The following is a 15,279-nucleotide window of genomic DNA, read 5'->3' on the forward strand; positions in this document are numbered from 1 at the left end:
AATTAGAATATTTGAGTTGTTGACAGGCTCAAATTGGCTAATTAACTAAGGTCGAGAAAAAAATCTCTATGAACACAGCAAATCTCCAGACGAACAAGGGATTTTAAGGATTTAGATTTTTTGGGGTTCTTCGAAATCTTGAAAGAACAAAAAAAATGCTGCTTCTTGAGAAGCCGGACTAAATCTAAGACTCATATAAATAATATGGCACTAGTTTTTGATTGTCAATTCAAAAATAAAAAAGGATTCAGCGTAATTTGGAGAAAGCTGGTGTTTAAAAGATTCAGGTAGATGATCATACTTCTCCATTATTTGCTCTCCAGATATAGCAAAATTCAGCTTCCCGTTGTTGGAAAATTGCGGGTGACTTAATGCCATTCCTGATATAGAATTGTCCAAGATCCCTGGATAAATCGTTAATTCATTTGATTGGAAATCAATTAATCCCAATTTTTGTCTCCCTTTTTCACTTATCTGGAAAAGAACTCGATGATCCCCAAGACCATAAACTTCACCCATCAAATAACTATAATTGCGTTCATTGAAAAATGTCAACATATCCATCGCATGTTGGATTTGAAGAAATCTTTCCTTATTTACCGCATCAGCACCAAAATCAACAATAGCCAATGGCTTAAACCCCTCTTCATTTAAGACATAAATTGTATCATTGAATGCTTGAGAAAAAAGTACTTGTTCATTCCAATTCGAAAAGGGTGAGTAGGATTTATAGACAAAATTGTATTCATCTTTCCGAATAGGAAGTTCTTTTGACAATACGCCATTCCGATCTACTAATATGTCATAGTCTTCCAAATCATCGATTCGATTATTGTAAGAAATAGTGGTTTGCTCATTCAGGTTAAAGTGGAAGTGGGCTTTAAATGGAAGGTTTTCAGTATTTACTTCTTCAAGATTTTCATCAAAAAAGACTATAGAATTTCCTCTAGAAATAATGCCAATATGATCTTGCTTTAAAACAACCTGAGTTATTGCGTCAGCATTTAACTTATCATCAAAACCAAAATCTATACTTTTAACCACCTTGCCATTGAGTCCAATTTGGTGAAGAGTGGTTACAACTCCTTGCTCAAATAGATAATAATACCGATCTGACTTCAAAATTGTCGGCGTGCCAGAAATGGGATATTTGGTTTGAATTTCTATAATATCTAAAGATTCGCCTATTTCTGAAACTAATAAAGGTTTCTCAGACATAATTGGCCGATAAGAAAATTTTGAAGGGGCTTTATTACAGCTAACACTAAAAAGTAAAGTGAAGGCAAAACAGAGTTGTATTCGAGTCATAAATTCAAGATTTCTAATTAACTATACCTTGGCTAACAGAAACTATAGCCAAGGTATATATTTTTACAAATCAACCTCCTATTTCCGGAGGTTCGTCACAGAATCCTTGCCAATTTGCAAAACATTCATCTCCACCTTCGAGCCTACAACGAATTACCTAATCTACCTCACTTCCCGCTCCACACCGTTGCCACACAATCTTGTATGGATTAGCTATGGCATCATTTGCAGGTAATGCGGCAAGGGACAAAACAAATAATCCCACTAAGCCAAAAATCATTTTTTTCATAATTCTAAAAGATTTAGTTTAAAATAGCTGACGTAGTCAACAGTTTGTAAACACTACAAACTAAATCAATATTATTATTATACATTGCAAATATCTAGTAAGATTTTATTAAAAATTACACGCAAAGAGGCCTCAACTGAAGGTAGTTACCTTCTAAAAAGTAAACTGCATGCTGATCAGAAACTTGAAATGGCCTCATTATTAAAGTTTAAAAATTATTTCGTAAATAATAAGGAGTCAGTTGCACACTGAACTTTAAAAATAATGAAAATGCTGCTTCTGGAGAAGCAGCATAACGACACCGAAGCAGGCGATATTTCATCCTACCCCTCAACCCTTGCATACAGATCGACGATCTGATAAGCCATTATTCCCCTTTTCTAAGAGCAGCTATCATTTCAAATGCCTCCTCAATTGGAATGGAAGGATCTTAAGAATTTTTGGCTTGATCATAAAGACGAACATCCTCCATTTCCTCAAGCATTTCCACCATTGCTTCAAATTCCTTCACTGAAAGAACCACAGAAATCTTATTTCCTAATTGGTCTGTAATATACTTTGGATTGATAGTCAGCATGATGAAAGTTAACAATTTTGAAATACTCTAGCTAATACGATGGATTAGCATTTCGTGTTATTTCAAATCCAAACTCTAATTACTCCTCCACTTCAGCATACAGATCAAACTCTGTCGCATCAGTTACTTTCACATTTACAAAATCTCCAACTCGGCAATAGAATTTTGAAGCATCGATCAACACTTCATTATCCACTTCCACAGAATCGTACTCCGTACGACCTACGAAGTGACCGCCTTCTTTTTTATCAATTAGGACTTTGAATGACTTGCCGATTTTCTCTTGGTTCAAATCGTAAGAAATCTGCTCCTGAATCTCCATCAAGTTGTTTGCACGCTCCTGCTTCACTTCCTGAGGAATGTTGTCTTCCATAGAATAAGCATGCGTGTTTTCCTCATGAGAATAGGTAAATACTCCCAAACGCTCAAATTTCATTCGCTCCACAAAGTCAACCATCTCCTGATATTCCTTCTCACCTTCTCCAGGATGTCCGGCAATTAGTGTGGTACGAATAGCGATATCAGGCAAAATATCACGGATGCTGTGAATTAAGTTTTCTTGTTTTTCGCGAGTTGTACCTCGACGCATAGCCTTCAGCACATCTGTAGAACCGTGCTGCAAAGGAATGTCCAGGTAATTACAGATATTCTCCCGCTCCTTCATTACTTCAATCACGTCCATAGGGAAACCAGTTGGATAGGCATAATGTAGACGAATCCAATCAATGCCATTCACATCAGAAAGTCTGCGCATCAACTCAGCGAGATTCCGCTTTTTATAGATATCTAATCCATAGTAAGTAGAGTCCTGAGCGATCAAAAGCAACTCCTTCGTTCCGCCAGCGGCTTTATGCTCCGCTTCCTTCACCAATTCTTCAATTGGTCTGGAAATGTGTCCTCCACGCATAATAGGAATAGCGCAGAAAGAACAAGGTCTATCACAACCTTCGGAAATCTTCATATATGCATAGTGCGAAGAGTGCGTCAATAAGCGCTCCCCTACCAACTCATGTTTGTAGTCTGCTTTGAATTTCTTCAAAATCGCAGGCAAATCCCTAGTACCAAAAAATGCATCGACCTGTGGAATTTCCTTCTCCAGATCATCTTTGTAACGCTGCGAAAGACACCCTGTCACATAGACTTTGTCCACCAAACCTTGCTCTTTGGCATCCACATATTGCAAAATGGTGTCGATAGACTCCTGCTTTGCATTGTCGATAAACCCGCAAGTATTGATAATGATGATGTTATTGTCATCCGTGCCCGACTCGTGGGTAGCGTTGATGCCATTGCCTCGAAGCTGGGTAAGTAGCACCTCCGAATCAACAAGATTCTTGGAGCAACCCATGGTTACAATATTGACTTTGTCTTTTTTTAACGTTCTCGCTTTCACAGTTTTCCTACTTTTTGAGGCTGCAAAGGTAGACAAAAAAGTAGCTTCACACTTTTTTGAATTTAAAATTTGAGAATTTGAAATTTAAAATGAGCCTAATCTCTAAACATAAACCACCTAGCCCAAGTCTCATGACTTGTGCTTACCAATTTGCAGTCTTCAGACTGCCTCTATTAAAAAGGCAGCTCTTTCTATTCTTGCAAGTGAAAACTTTCAGGATTGGGATTAATTTTAACTAAACTTCCGAGGTTTGTAAAACCTCAAAGGTTTTGCTTCTCTGATAGAGTTTATGCGAGTTTCAAAATTTTAAATTTTTCATTTTAAATTCTTCAATACCCCGTTATCTCCTTCAACAACTCGAAAAAACCCTTCTTCCGCTCAGAGTTGATTCCCCAATCAACTGGCACACTTTGATACCCTTCTTCAAATCCCTCATCCTTCATGCGGAAATCAAAATAACCCCAGGAAGCATAGGCGGAAACCGCAGCGGTAAAATTGTTTAAATCCTGATCAAAATTGAAATGATCGTCTTCATTGTAAACGATAGGTTTATCCATATATCCATTCACCTTACGAGTCGCTTCCACCTGCTCAATAATCTTTCTCGGATCTTTCACACCATTGCCATGAAGCAAAATAAAATCGGAAGCTCGCACGACATTTTCCTTTGGCACTTCTCCCCCACCATAGCTAGTGCTCACAAGAAATCGAAACCCATTTTTCTGCTTACTTTTCACCAGATCTATCAATTCATGAACTCGCTCAGGCTGAAGAATTGGATGATCATAGCGAATATTACATTCATTGTTTACTTCGATTAGCACATTTCTATAATCTTTGCTGTGCAACCAGTCAATTACATTGCTCACAGCATTTACCACAGCTTTTTCATCAGCAAGGTTTTCATCCTGCCCAAAATAAAACAGTCCAAGCATAGGCGCCATTCCCAATTCATCTGCTTTATCCAATATCCTCTCCAAGCGATTGAAATAAGCAGGTCGTAGCTCTCCACTTTCGGTGTAGGCAGAATTGATCCAAGGCTGACTTTGAGAATAGCCGTACGGACTTCCTCCCTGCAGGTTAATCGTAAAGGATAACAAGCCGTAAGACTTCCATTTAGCCATATGGCTTACAAATTCATCCGTATTCCGATCTGCATCCCATTTCTTAGTGTCTGGATACACCCAATTTTTAACAGTTTCCGCATTTAGATCATCAAATACTCCTTGCACCATTCTTGAATTCATCAATAAACCTTCAATAGTATGTCCATTCCATATTTGACCAGCATAAGTCAATTCATTATTGATATAAAATTTATCTGAAGAAATGCTGATTAAAGTTTTGCGTGGAGTTTGGGAGAATACAGCAAGGGCAGTTAAAAAATAAATACTGACTAAAAGGCCGAGTGACTTGATTTTCATAGGTGCTAGATTTTGGGTTAAAGTTATGTTCTCAATTTCTATTTTCTTTTGGACATCAGCCTATTACCAGATGATTTTTTTGCTTTCTTAAGCCAATATTATCTAAAGATCATTTCCAACTACATAATCTTAAACTAAGCTTAACTCGCTTTCTGAGTTGGAGCAACCCCTTTTTTCTACTTTTGAGACGTACAGCAAACTTTTTAACTCCTTGCATTTATTTTTCGCCCCGATTCACGTCGGGGCCCTTTTGCAGGGCGCGGATTCTTCCTTTGCCTTTTTGCTTCCTTCCTGTAACTTAGGATGGAAATCGCCATTCCATGGAAACCACTACCGCAACTTTAGCTTTCGACCGAAAGAATCTAACTGATCAAAAACTGATAGAACTCTACGAATCGCTCATCATACCTCGCAGGATCGAGGAAAAAATGCTGATTCTATTACGCCAAGGTAAAATATCCAAATGGTTTAGTGGCTGGGGTCAGGAAGCAATTTCTATTGGGGTAGTAAATGCTCTGAATGAAGACGAATTCATCCTTCCGATGCATAGAAATCTAGGAATTTTCACTGGGAGAAATATGCCTTTGGAGCGGCTTTTCGCTCAGTTTCAGGGAAAGCTTTCGGGTTTCACCAAAGGCCGGGATCGCTCCTTTCACTTTGGGTCAATCGAGCATTATATCGTAGGAATGATCTCTCATCTTGGCCCTCAATTAGCCATTGCAGATGGAATCGCTTTAGCGGATAAGCTTTCGCAAGAGAAGAAAGTAACGGTTGTTTTCTCGGGAGATGGAGCAAGTTCGGAAGGTGATTTTCACGAGGGTTTGAATGTGGCAGCGGTCTGGAAATTGCCTGTGATCTTTGTGGTGGAGCATAATGGCTACGGGCTTTCAACACCGAGTGAAGAGCAATTCGCCTTCAAACACTTTACCGAAAAAGGTCCTGGATATGGAATGGAAGCTATTCGAATCCAAGGAAATAATGTACTCGAAGTATATACTGCCATCAAAAATCTAGCTGAAGATATCCGTCAAAACCCACGCCCTGTTTTGGTAGAAGCCATCACTTTTCGGATGAGAGGACACGAGGAAGCTTCAGGAACCAAGTACGTACCCAAGCAACTGATGGAGGATTGGAGCAAACTGGATCCCGTGGAAAACTACGAGCACTTCTTGGAAGAATTAGGCATGCTAGATGGGAAGTCAAAAGAACGGATTAATAAAAAAGTCAAAAAAGCCATAAATGATGGGTTGGATATTGCCTTCGCTGAGGAAGCCATTTCCCCTAACCTAGAAACTGAACTAAGGGATGTTTATGCGCCATTTTCGCAGGAAGTTATTTCACCTTCTCCAAACTCGCCAAAATCCGAAAAGCGACTAGTTGACGCAATCTCAGATGGGCTCCGTCAATCCATGGAAAAATACCCTAATCTCATTCTAATGGGTCAAGACATAGGAGAATACGGAGGAGTTTTCAAAATCACAGATGGTTTCAAGGCAGAATTTGGAGCGGATAGAGTTCGCAATACACCACTTTGCGAGAGCGCGATCATAGGAACTGGACTTGGACTTTCCATCAGGGGCTTCAAAGCCATGGTTGAAATGCAATTTGCAGACTTTGTTTCTGTAGGCTTTAATCAAATAGTCAATAACCTAGCAAAGATCCATTACCGCTGGGGACAAAATGCTGATGTGGTAGTTAGAATGCCAACTGGAGCTGGGATGGCTGCGGGACCTTTCCATTCCCAGTCCAACGAAGCTTGGTTTTTCCATACGCCAGGCCTTAAAATCGTCTATCCATCCAACCCTTACGATGCGAAAGGCCTGCTGAATGCGGCTTTCGAAGATCCAAATCCTTACCTCTACTTTGAGCACAAGGGAATGTATAGATCTATAAGCTCTGAGATTCCAGACGAATATTATACGGTTGAAATTGGCAAAGCAAATTTGGTAAAAGAAGGAAGCGAAATCTCCATCATCACCTATGGAATGGGAGTTCATTGGGCATTGAAAGCAGTGGAAGAACTAAATTTGTCAGCCGATATTTTAGATTTGAGAACGCTATTACCTTGGGATAAAGAAGCTGTGAAAGCTACATTAAAAAAGACTGGAAAAGTGATTTTCTTACAGGAAGATTGCCTGACGGGTGGAATTGGAGCTGAAATCTGCGCTTGGATTTCCGAACATTGTTTTGAGTACTTGGATGCTCCCGTGATGCGGGAAGGAAGCTTGGATACGCCGGTGCCTTTTGCACCAAATCTAGAAAAGCAATTTCTGCCGGTGGAGCGATTTAAAGCTAAATTGGACTATTTATCAAAATTCTAAGTCAATCTACTTAACCTATCCAATTCCACATTCTAACTCAAAGTAACCGTAAACTACTTCCAATTTGTATAAAACAATTGAAATTGGGATTTTGGATTTCATTTCCAGTTAATAACAGCGGATATATTATATTTATCTGCTTGCAATAGACTCTTTTTCAATTTTAAACTTAATTTTTAATAACTACGTCATGAAAAAATTTTACTTAAATCTCCTTATCATTCTGCTTATTTTCAATGCCACAAACCTTACTTCTGCACAGTCTTTTGTAGGTAGTACCATTGACAATTATGCAGGAGTACATTCTCTCTTGATCAATCCAGCAAATGCGGCAGATTCTAGAATGAAGCTGGACATCAACCTTTTTTCTGCCAGCGCTTTTGTGGGAAACGATTTCATCAGTATAGATTTAAGCAATCTTAAAAACTTTAGTGATGGTTTTGATTTCGATACTGATGCTGAGAAAAACCCATTGGATAACAATAATTTCTTTGGTAATGTGGACATTCTAGGCCCCTCTGCCCTTTTCAATCTCAATGAAAAAAGTAGTATAGGAATCACTACGCGTGCGAGAGCATTTTTCAACATCCATAATATTGGCGGCGAGCTTTACGAAGTCACCTCTGGCGATGAGGATGTAGATAATTTCAATGTCTCAATGGATGATCTTTCAGGAGTCGTCCACGCTTGGGCAGAATTCGGAGTAACCTATGCCCGGGTAGTCTGGGAGCAGGATAAGCATTTCTTGAAAGCCGGCGCCACAATCAAATACCTAGCTGGTGCGGGTGGAGTTTTTGGATTTAGCCCAAATTTATCAGCTAATTACAATTCTACAAACGAAGCACTTACTACGGCAGGTAATCTGAATTATGGTTACACTTCTGGTTTTGACTCAGAGGAAATTGATTTTGCAGATATCACGGGTGGTTTTGGAGCAGATCTGGGAGTGGTGTATGAATTTAGAGATTCAGATAATTGGGATGAAAACCCTTACAAATTAAGAGTTGGGCTATCTGTCACGGATATCGGGGCTATTAATTACAGCGGCACAAGTAATTTCAGATATGACATGAATGCCACAATTGATGCTAATGAATTTGACGAAAAAGACCTAGAGGAAGTTCTTGCGGACAATTACCGAGGGTCAGAAACGTTAGAAAAAACTAAGTTTGGCCTACCAACAGCTATTCAAGTTTTTGCTGATTATAGCATCACCAATAGGTTTTTTGTAAGTGCTCAAGGAGCACTCTCTGTAAAAAAAGTGTCTGATATTCCTGTCAGCAACATTATCAATTCATTCTCAGTCACTCCTCGATTTGAGATGAGATGGATAAGTGTTTACAGCCCTATTAGTGTAAGACAATACGATTCAAGCGTGGCTTGGGGCTTTGGTTTCCGGGCTGGTCCTGTAACCATAGGTTCAGGATCAATTTTGACAAATCTAATTTCCAGCTCCTCCAAAAGTGCTGATGTATATGTAGGCTTGAAAATTCCATTGTATAAGGTTTCCCCTTATTAATGCAAAAAGGTCAGGGATTTCGAAATCCCTGACCTTTTTTACTTACTCTATGACTTTTTCAAATCTGAGCTCTTAGTAATTCCAAAAACTTCCGATCAAGTTTCTCACCGTACCAGTCTTCATATTCCACGTCTTTTCTTCCGGAATTCATTACTCCAAAAGCTCCTGAAAATTCCCAAATCCCAAACCCAATTCCATTTTCTTTTAAAACTGTCAGCACGTCCCCAAACCAACTCAGAAATACCTCATGGGGAGTTTCATTATAGCAGCCGCATTCTCCGCAATGCACACCAATTCCCTGATCAACTAACGCTTTCCAAGGCGCATAATACCGTCTGATTTCTTCAATGCCAAGCGTCCTTTCCCCTTGCGTCAATGGCCAATCTACCGGAGGAACAGTTGAAGGATCTTTATACACCCAACCTGCTTTATAATGTGAAATCGGGAATGGGTGATACCCTCGGCAACTTTGCGCCAGCTCCAAATCCGCAAATTCTGGCATTGCCGTACCTCCCCCACCATTTCCATCCGCTATCACTAATCGAGACTTTTTCACTGATTTGATGGTTTCCAAAGCAGCTTTGGCGACCCGATGATAATCCACTACATCTACTGGTCCCCCCGGACTGTGCTGATCATTGGGATCTTCACGCTGATAAGGCTCGTTGACCAGATCAAAGCTTAATTTCTTCTTGGAGATTCCTTTGTATCGCTTTGCCCACATTTCCCAGTGCGCACAGAATGCATCTTGTGCTTCCTGATCTTTCCAGAGATTATAGGGTTCTACAAAGCCTGCGTTGATGCAAAAACCAGGTGCACGATGCAGATTCAAGCTTACATGCAAACCCTGAGAAATACAGCGCTCGACGAGTTCGTCCACTTTATCCAATCGACTTTCGTCAAAATTCAATACCTCGTCATGACGAATCGGACGGGAGCGATCTATATCCAGGTAGCTTGGATAGGAAATAGGAATTCTGGCAAAATCAAATCCCCAATCGGCGATCCATTTCACGTATTCTGGTTTGGTGGGTCTGCCCCGATCAGGATGATCTGAGAAAAAGTCCAATAGGTTAAAGCCTTTCCAGGCGGGTAGTTTGTTTTTGGATTTGGCAATTTCGGCAAAAGCCTGAAGTGAAGTACTGCCAGCTAAGCTAAGACCTGTACCAAGCAAAGCGGATTTTTTAAGGAAATTCCTTCGGGAATCTGAGGTGTTCATGGGTTAATTTTAGGTTTGACATCTTCAAGATACTAAAGTCCGCTAAAGCAACAGATGAGTATACATAAATGGCTTCTTCTTTACTTTTTTGGAATTCGCTAAACAAACACACCTATTTGTTCCGTATGCATAGCTAACTATTATGATTGTCAGCAATGATGCCAGTAGCGATAGTTTCTTTGCTTTACAGGACGTCCCGATAGTTATCGGGAGACCGATGACCGAAGTGGCCTAAATGCCAACTTTTACCATATTAGAAGTCGCTTTTAGGCCTTTACTGGTGCGATTGCGGATTTACATAACTAACTGTAAGTTTATGCGGAAATCTATACTCCTTCTTCTTTTTCTAGGCATCGCGACAAGTCTAAAAGCGCAGTTTTTCATAGCCGGAGGACACTTCAAAGGTGGCATACCTGTGTCGAAGTTGAAGCAAGAAGTGGACAAAACATTTTTCCCAACCCTATCCGGAATACTACTGTATGAATTCTATGCTCAACCTATTCAGGCTGGATTGGAAGTAAGCTACGGAATCTATGGGACGAAAATGGAAGTTAGAAATGACCTCTACCCTGGTTTTGTGGAAGATTTTCGGATCAGAAGAAATAATAATTACACCTCGGGCATGGCGGTCTTTAGATACCTTCCTTCGATGACTAGCAAGCTTACTCCTTTTGTGGAAATACAGGTAGGTGCCAATTACCTCTATTCGAGATTCAAAATACGACCTACTATTTTTGAAGATGTAGTGGAAGCAGGCAAAGACATGCAGGATTGGGCTTTTGCATACAAGGTCGGCGGAGGAATACAGTTTCCCCTGCCGGGAATCGATGGAGGAAAATTGGAGCTAAGAATCAACTACCAAGACGGAGGAACCATGCACTTTTTAACCAAAGGAGATACTAATTACTTGCCTGACAAGGGCGATGGAGAATTTGAATACAACCCCCGGAATAGTCCGCTTCAATTGATTACAGCTTCGGTGGGGATAGTGGTGTATGATGCGTTTAGGTGATATCAATATTACCATTAGGCTTTTCAATCCTCCACCAACCTCACTTTATAAAACAGGTTAAAATCCCGCTCCACTCCTCCATCGGCAGCTTTATTGGTGAGCGATCCCTTTATTAGAGAGGTAACATAACATCAATCTATTACCCTTTCGATATTCGCTCTATAAAAATTATAGAAGTCTTCATCATCTTCGAAATATTTGATTGGGTGAAAGATGATATCATCACCCGTTGAAAAATAATTCAACTTTGGAACATCTCTCAACTCCAATAACTCTTTCTCCAAGAGTTTATTAAAATCCATATCAAAGACCTCTATATAATATTTTTTACTAGTTTCTACGACTGGGGACCTTACTATTCTGTAAAAAAATTGATTTCGATATGGTAGAATCGGGCCAAAATATACGTCATTAGACCACTTACTTGTCATCTCACTTCCTTCTTCATAAGTTGGATCCATAGATATAGACAAAGGCTCCTTTTTAATTGAGGGGAAATTTTCATTTAGCGGCGTAAATTCTCTACTCATTTTTGACTGCACATCCATCATCTGAATTGTATTCACAAATGGATATGAAACTATTAATTTATCTATATGGGCGAGTAAAAAAGGGAAATTAAATGCTCTAACTTCAGCATTTTTATATTTGAAGACAGGATCCTGAACCTTAAGTAATTCGTCTTTTAATTGGAAATCGATTAATTCTAGTTGCTTAGTGAAGAGGTCAAAATGATTAACAGCAAATTGGTTATCCACAAAATTCTTGGTGATAAAATAAATATCGTTTTTTGTACTTATCCCTGTAAAAGTCTCATTTGAACTAATATCCCTCACGTACTGGGTCATATTATCATTTTCGATAAAATCAAATGATTCCAAATTCACAAAATCAATACCTTCCTCTCCATCTATTCCTACCCCATACCCACTCAAATACACTAAGTAATCAAGATTAGAAAAAAAACTTTTAAAATTTTGGACTCCGTGTGGACCCTCAACAGGAACTTCATTTCCTTTACGAGCTAACACAGTATCCGAAAGAAAAAACAGACTATCTATACGTCTAAAATATTGATTATAGATCAGAAAGTTGTTTTTATTTTCTTGATCCGGGATAAACATAAAAGGGATGACCCCTGACATATCTATAGATCCAATATTAAAACTTTGTGGATCACTAACAATTACAGAAATTTCCTGTTCGGAAACTTTCTTATCCGAACAGGAAAATAAAATTATAAGATAAATGGATGTCTTTAAAAATTTCATATGCGTATTTATCCGCAACTGGAATTTGGGCCATCTGTTGTGATAATAATAAATTGAGTATTTCCTCCGCATAAATCTACTAACTCAAAATTTGACCCAGCACAGCAATTTTCTATGGCAGCATCAATAAATATATCTGCACTCTCATGGGTACTGCAATAGTTCCATGTATCTGTACAATAGGGAGGAGGATAATTGGCAAAAGCCGAAAATGAATAGAGAATTAGACCTCCCAATAATAAACATAGCTTTTTCATAATTTAAAACTATTAAAATGAAATCCTCGCTTCACACCAAGTAGGGTGGAGGAAAAACACCCCTTACCGGTAATCTTGAAATTTCATTTTTAATTTACCCCCCCCGACTAAAAATGCAAGTAAATTGAACTATTTTTTATAAAAAAAATAAAATAATTAGTTTAAACGTTAATTAACTGCTAATCAAGTAACAACAAGTCTCAATCCTCCACCAACCTCACTTTATAAAACAGGTTATAATCCCGCTCCACTTCTCCGTCGGCTGCTTTGATGATTAGCATACCATCTGGCAAACCAAGATTTACCGATCCTGCCACTGGGAACTCATTCAGGATTCCTATTTGACGATCTCCTTTCACGATTATATTTCGCAGTTTTCTATACTTGATCATTGCATCTCTATATTCAGGATCTGACTGGAAATTCTCTCCTTTGGCTCTAAAGCCATTATATATATCCTCAGGCATAGCTGTATAGAACTGCACGAATTTGATAATCACCAAAAGCTTTGATATCAGCGAAACCTGGAATAAATCATCGCTTCTTTTTCTGTATCTGCTACATGTCCCTCCCTATCTGGATGACTGCAACTCTACTCCAGTTTCATATATCAATTCGTAACCATCCAACCTATACAAGCCCATTTGATTTCCTTTAACTGGCAATGAAGCCACCTTTTTTGTTTTGGGATTGTAGCTTAAGAATGGATAACTCTCACCAACCCATTTTTGGGTTTTCTTAGGTTCCCAATCCTCAGGATAGGTATTTACATAAGTTATTGAATCCTCATCCAGATCATAAATAAAACCAGCGTTCGCTTGGTTATAAAAATCCGCTCCAATCTTCTCATGATCAATTGCTGCTTTGGAAAAGGAATTAGGCTCCTCACCTACTATAAATGATTTTCCCTCTTCTTCAAAAACAGAAAATGACTGCTTATAATTATATATGGATAGGGAATTCAATTCCACTAGGGTGCCATCAAATTTCTTGATCTTTTTGAAATCCAAATTGTACAAACTGAAATCCATGGTTCCGGAAAATTCTTTAAAGAAGATACCCCTCCTCACCATAAAATCGGCCTTCAGCCACCATTTGAATCTGATCGGGGCCTTCACCGGCTATATCACGATTGTCAATAATCTTCCCTTCGCCATTCACCAAGAAAATTTTACCTTTTCGAAGTTCCTTCATCAGATACAAATCCTTGGAAGGCAAATAATCTAAAACTGCTAACATTTCCAGCGCATCCACCATAATAGAGTCTACTACTTCAAACTGTAGCACTTGAGCTGGGTTAGCTGGGTTTGAAATGGTTTCTTTTTCAGAACAGGAAAAAAGTACAGTTGCAAAAAGTGTGGTAAGGCTCAAAAGAAGAGATTTAGTCATAGTAAAGAGTTTTGATTTTAAAGTTAGTCGGGAAAGGTGGGAATTATAGGACAAAGGATCTAATATAAATGAAATCATCCCTGCAAATCTAAAAATAATTTTTAGATTTGCAGGGATGATTCACAGGCTAATCGAGAAACCATTCTTAAATCTATATCACAGTTTCCTGTGACTGGAATAGTTGGGCCTAGGCAGGTAGGTAAAACCACCCTAGCTAAACAGCTATTGCTTAACACAAATACTATTTATCTGGATTTAGAAAAAAACTCTGATCTAAATAAACTGAATGATCCTGAATTATTCTTCTCCCAAAATCAAGACAAAACCATCATCCTAGATGAAATCCAACATCAGCCTGCTATTTTCCCTTTACTGAGAGCTCTCATAGATGAAACTAGAAAGCCGGGACGATTTATTATACTTGGTTCTGCATCTCCTTCTCTGCTTCGTCAAAGTTCTGAAAGTTTGGCCGGACGGATCAACTACCTGGAAATGATGCCGTTTTCTATTTTGGAAACTAATGAAAAAATAACGAGCCAAGATCTCTGGATTTATGGAGGGTTTCCTGAGCCTGCCTTGTCACATGATTCGGACTTCGTCCAAGATTGGTACCGCAGCTTCACCACAAGTTACATTCAGCGAGACTTACCTCAGTATGGATTACCCGCAGATCCAAGGGTAACAAGGCAATTTTTGATGATGATTGCCTCTGTACATGGAGGGGTGCTCAGCTATGCGGCTTTTGCCAAATCATTAGGATTGACCGCGCCCACGATCAAAACTTACCTTAGCTTTCTGCTAGATGCATTTCTCTTGAGAGAGTTACCCTCTTGGTCAGTCAATACAAAGAAGCGCCTTGTCAAATCCCCCAAACTATATTTTCGCGATACGGGAATGCTACACTATCTGCTTGGGATCAAGAATATGGACAGCATCTTTGGAAATGTCGTCTTGGGCAGTTCATGGGAAGCTTTTGTCATCAATCAAACTGCTGCGGTATTGAAATCCGATGACGAAATGTACTACTATAGAACACAGGATGGCGCAGAAATTGACCTCTTGATCAGGCGTAATAACCAATGGCTTGCAGCCGCAGAAATCAAATTCAGCCTTAGCCCCAAGCTCACCAAAGGCACCTACTTAGCAATGGAAGATTTGGGGATAGAGAAATTACACGTGGTAATTCCCAGAGAAGAAAATTACCCGATGGCAAAAAACATTCAGGTGGTGGGGATTACACATTTCATCCAAATGATTTCTGTTTAACAATCTTTGTAAATATGAAAAACCCTTCAACTTC

At 39.2% G+C, this 15,279-nt stretch carries 13 protein-coding genes; 4 read left to right on the forward strand and 9 right to left on the reverse strand.

The features are described from left to right. Positions 1–210: 210 nt before the first annotated feature. The 4 genes from AC0L6R_RS17840 to AC0L6R_RS17855 all read right to left on the reverse strand — a co-directional run bounded on the left by AC0L6R_RS17840 (position 211) and on the right by AC0L6R_RS17855 (position 4,991). On the reverse strand, positions 211–1,218 hold the full coding sequence (locus tag AC0L6R_RS17840) for a 6-bladed beta-propeller (RefSeq protein ID WP_473272403.1): 1,008 nt from the start codon (positions 1,216–1,218) through the stop codon (positions 211–213). Between the two features lie 809 nt (positions 1,219–2,027). After that, the gene (locus AC0L6R_RS17845) at positions 2,028–2,174 is read right to left on the reverse strand and encodes a hypothetical protein (RefSeq protein ID WP_473272404.1); all 147 of its coding nucleotides are present in this window, start codon (positions 2,172–2,174) and stop codon (positions 2,028–2,030) included. 79 nt (positions 2,175–2,253) lie between these two features. Further along, positions 2,254–3,567 carry a 30S ribosomal protein S12 methylthiotransferase RimO gene (gene rimO, locus AC0L6R_RS17850; protein ID WP_473272405.1) on the reverse strand — a complete coding sequence of 438 codons (1,314 nt, stop codon included), beginning with the start codon at positions 3,565–3,567 and terminating at the stop codon, positions 2,254–2,256. Between the two features lie 329 nt (positions 3,568–3,896). After that, positions 3,897–4,991 (reverse strand): hypothetical protein, encoded by a 1,095-nt coding sequence (locus AC0L6R_RS17855; RefSeq protein WP_473272406.1) that lies wholly within the window; start codon positions 4,989–4,991, stop codon positions 3,897–3,899. A gap of 320 nt (positions 4,992–5,311) precedes the next feature. On the opposite strand from AC0L6R_RS17855, the gene AC0L6R_RS17860 reads away from it, so the two are divergent. Continuing rightward, entirely contained in the window at positions 5,312–7,312 is a 2,001-nt protein-coding gene (locus tag AC0L6R_RS17860; RefSeq protein WP_473272407.1) for an alpha-ketoacid dehydrogenase subunit alpha/beta, read from the forward strand. A 190-nt stretch (positions 7,313–7,502) separates the two neighbouring features. Further along, the gene (locus AC0L6R_RS17865) at positions 7,503–8,831 is read left to right on the forward strand and encodes a DUF5723 family protein (protein WP_473272410.1); all 1,329 of its coding nucleotides are present in this window, start codon (positions 7,503–7,505) and stop codon (positions 8,829–8,831) included. Positions 8,832–8,889: 58 nt separating this feature from the next. On the opposite strand, the gene AC0L6R_RS17870 is transcribed toward AC0L6R_RS17865, so the two are convergent. Then, complete coding sequence (locus AC0L6R_RS17870) at positions 8,890–10,050, reverse strand: cellulase family glycosylhydrolase (RefSeq protein WP_473272411.1); 1,161 nt, start codon at positions 10,048–10,050, stop codon at positions 8,890–8,892. Positions 10,051–10,366: 316 nt separating this feature from the next. Here AC0L6R_RS17870 and AC0L6R_RS17875 point away from each other — a divergent pair, with 316 nt between their 5' ends. Continuing rightward, positions 10,367–11,062, forward strand: coding sequence for a hypothetical protein (locus tag AC0L6R_RS17875; protein ID WP_473272412.1), 696 nt, complete (start codon positions 10,367–10,369; stop codon positions 11,060–11,062). A 131-nt stretch (positions 11,063–11,193) separates the two neighbouring features. On the opposite strand, the gene AC0L6R_RS17880 is transcribed toward AC0L6R_RS17875, so the two are convergent. The 4 genes from AC0L6R_RS17880 to AC0L6R_RS17895 form a co-directional block, all read right to left on the reverse strand. After that, positions 11,194–12,333, reverse strand: a complete 1,140-nt coding sequence (locus AC0L6R_RS17880; RefSeq protein WP_473272413.1) for a hypothetical protein — start codon at positions 12,331–12,333, stop codon at positions 11,194–11,196. Between the two features lie 457 nt (positions 12,334–12,790). Further along, positions 12,791–13,075, reverse strand: coding sequence for a hypothetical protein (locus AC0L6R_RS17885; protein ID WP_473272415.1), 285 nt, complete (start codon positions 13,073–13,075; stop codon positions 12,791–12,793). An 87-nt stretch (positions 13,076–13,162) separates the two neighbouring features. Continuing rightward, positions 13,163–13,621 (reverse strand): hypothetical protein, encoded by a 459-nt coding sequence (locus tag AC0L6R_RS17890; protein WP_473272416.1) that lies wholly within the window; start codon positions 13,619–13,621, stop codon positions 13,163–13,165. A 16-nt stretch (positions 13,622–13,637) separates the two neighbouring features. Beyond that, the gene (locus tag AC0L6R_RS17895; protein WP_473272417.1) at positions 13,638–13,979 is read right to left on the reverse strand and encodes a hypothetical protein; all 342 of its coding nucleotides are present in this window, start codon (positions 13,977–13,979) and stop codon (positions 13,638–13,640) included. A gap of 168 nt (positions 13,980–14,147) precedes the next feature. Between AC0L6R_RS17895 and AC0L6R_RS17900 the strand changes: the two genes are divergently transcribed. After that, positions 14,148–15,245, forward strand: a complete 1,098-nt coding sequence (locus tag AC0L6R_RS17900; RefSeq protein WP_473272418.1) for an ATP-binding protein — start codon at positions 14,148–14,150, stop codon at positions 15,243–15,245. Positions 15,246–15,279 lie beyond the last annotated feature (34 nt).

This window comes from Algoriphagus sp. 10J20-15, assembly GCF_055809615.1.